1 pseudogene is annotated in these 2,955 nt (G+C 72.1%); it reads left to right on the top strand.

Annotated features, from left to right (window positions below):
• Positions 1-7 precede the first annotated feature (7 nt).
• Positions 8-2,955, top strand: a pseudogene (locus tag ACLZN2_RS50690) (condensation domain-containing protein); the annotation flags it as partial.

The raw sequence follows: 2,955 nt of genomic DNA, 5'->3' as shown, positions 1-2,955 counted from the left end.
CCTGAGGCTGCTGGCCGAGGAGCGGGTGACGGTCCTGAACCAGACGCCCTCCGCCTTCTACCAGCTCATGCAGGCCGACCGGGAGAACCCGGGCACCGAACTCGCCCTGCGCACGGTCGTGTTCGGCGGCGAGGCGCTGGAGCCCGCCCGGCTCGCCGACTGGTACTCCCGGCACGCGGGCGACGCTCCCGTGCTGGTGAACATGTACGGCATCACCGAGACGACCGTCCACGTCACCCACACCACCCTCACCCGGGACAGCGCGGTCCCCGGTGCCGCCAGCGTCATCGGCGCGGCCATCCCAGACCTGCGCACCTATGTCCTCGACGCCCACCTGTGCCCCGTACCACCCGGCGTGGCGGGGGAGTTGTACGTCGGCGGCCCGGGTCTCGCCCGGGGCTACCTCCACCGGCCGTCCCTCACCGCCTCCCGGTTCGTCGCCGACCCCTACGGTCCGCCCGGCACCCGCTTGTACCGCACAGGTGACGTCGTACGCCGTGACACCGGGGGCACGCTGGAGTTCGTCGGGCGGGCCGACGGCCAGGTGAAGGTGCGGGGCTTCCGTATCGAACTCGGTGAGATCGAGGCCGTGTTGGCCGCGCATCCCGAGGTCGGGGATGTGGCGGTGGTGGCCCGCCGGGACCGTACGGACGACACGCGGCTCGTCGCGTACGTCGTTCCCGCACCCGGTGCGGTCGCCCACTCGGCGGTGCTCCGCGAGCACCTGCGGGAGCGGCTCCCGGAGTACATGGTCCCGGCCGCGTTCGTCGCGCTGGAGGCGCTGCCGCTGACCGTCAACGGCAAGCTCGACCGGCGGGCCCTGCCCGAGCCGCAGGCCGGCGTCCTGGGCGGGGGACGTGCGCCGCGCACCCCGCAGGAACAGATCCTGTGTGAGCTGTTCGCCGAGATCCTCGGAGTTGCCGAGGCCGGGGTGGACGACAGCTTCTTCGACCTCGGCGGCCACTCCCTGCTCGCGACCCGCCTGGTCGCCCGCGTCCGGGCCACCCTCGGCGTGGAACTCGAACTGCGCGCCCTGTTCGAGGCGCCGACCCCGGCAGGGCTGGCCGCGAGCCTCGGGGGCGCCGGACAGGCCCGCCTCGCCCTCACCCCGTACGACGACCGCCCCGAACTGGTCCCGCTGTCGTTCGCGCAGCGCCGTCTGTGGTTCCTGCACCAGCTGGAGGGCGCGAGCGCCAACTACAACATCCCGCTCGCCTGGCGCCTGACCGGCCCCCTCGACCGTGCCGCCCTCACCCAGGCCCTCACCGACGTCGTCACCCGCCACGAGAGCCTGCGCACCCGCTACCCCCAGCTCGACGGCACCCCCCACCAGCGCATCCTCCACCCGCAGGAGGCCCAGCTGCCGTTGCGCACGCGCGTGACGACCGAGGGCGAGCTGGACGCCGTCCTTGCCGAGGCCCTGCGCCACCCCTTCGACCTCGCCGCCGAACTGCCCCTGTACGCCGAACTGTTCACGCTCGGCGCCGACGAACACGTGCTGCTGCTGGTCGTGCACCACATCGCCGGTGACGGCTGGTCCCTCGGCCCGCTGGCCCACAACCTCGCCGACGCCTACGCGGCCCGCCGCCGGGGCGAGGAGCCCGCGTGGGCGCCGCTGCCGGTGCAGTACGCCGACTACACCCTCTGGCAGCACCGCCTGCTCGGTGACGCGACCGACCCCGACAGCCTCTTCGCCCGCCAGGCCGCCCACTGGACGAGCGCGCTGCAGGGACTCCCCGAGCAGATCCAGCTGCCGACCGACCGGCCTCGCCCCGCCGTCGCCTCCCACCGGGGCGGCTTCGTCCGTATCCAGCTGGACGCCGAACTCCACCAGGAACTACGGGACTTGGCCCGCAACCAGGGCACCAGTCTGTTCATGGTCCTCCAGGCCGGTCTCGCCGCCCTGCTGAACAAGCTCGGCGCCGGGGACGACATCCCCGTCGGCAGCCTCATCGCGGGCCGCACCGACCAGGCCCTGGACGATCTGATCGGCTACTTCGTCAACACCCTCGTCTTCCGCACCGACACCTCCGGCGACCCCGCCTTCACCGAACTCCTCGACCGGGTCCGGGACGTGGCCCTCGCCGCCTACGCCCACCAGGACCTGCCCTTCGAGTACCTCGTCGAGGCCCTCAACCCGGTGCGGTCCCTCGCCCACCACCCCCTCTTCCAGGTCATGCTCGTCCTGCAGAACGCCCCGAGGGCCGAGTTCGCCCCGCCCGGCCTGCGTACGAGCTCTGTGCGGCTCACCACCACCACGTCCAAGCTCGACCTGATCTTCTCCATGTCCGAACGCCACGGCGAGGACGGTTCCCCGCAGGGCGTGGACGGGTTCGTCGAGTACGCCGGCGACCTGTACGACCCCGAGACGGTCCAGACCATGTGCGACCGCTGGGTCCGGCTGCTGAGGACGGCCGTCGCCGACCCGGGCCGCCGCCTGAGCCGCTTCGACGTCCTGACGGACGTCGAGCGACGGCGCTCGCTGCCCGCCGTCACCTCCACTCCGGCGGCGGACAGCCTGGTGGGGTTGTTCGAGGCGCGGGTGCGGGAGCTGCCGGATGCGGTGGCGGTTGTGTGTGGTGATGTCTCGTTGTCGTACGGCGAGTTGAACCGTCGGGCGAACCGGCTGGCGCATGCGTTGGTCGGGTGTGGGGTGGGTCCGGAGGATGTCGTCGCGTTGGCGTTGCCTCGGTCGGTGGAGCTGGTGGTGGCGGTGTTGGGGGTGTTGAAGGCGGGGGCTGCTTATCTGCCTCTTGATCCTGACTATCCGGCGGCGCGGCGGGAGTTCATGGTCGCGGATGCCCGGCCGGTGCTGGTGGTCGACGACCTGGCGGCCCTGGAGACGGCGGGGCTGCCGGACGCGGATCCGGTGGTGGGGGTGTCTGCGGAGCATCCGGCGTATGTCATCTACACGTCGGGTTCGACGGGTCGTCCGAAGGGTGTGGTCGTCCCGCA

This window comes from Streptomyces sp. T028, from assembly GCF_048159505.1.
Lineage (GTDB): Bacteria > Actinomycetota > Actinomycetes > Streptomycetales > Streptomycetaceae > Streptomyces.
Note: the sequence above shows the minus strand (reverse complement) of the source record. Positions and strands in the feature narration are given on the sequence as shown.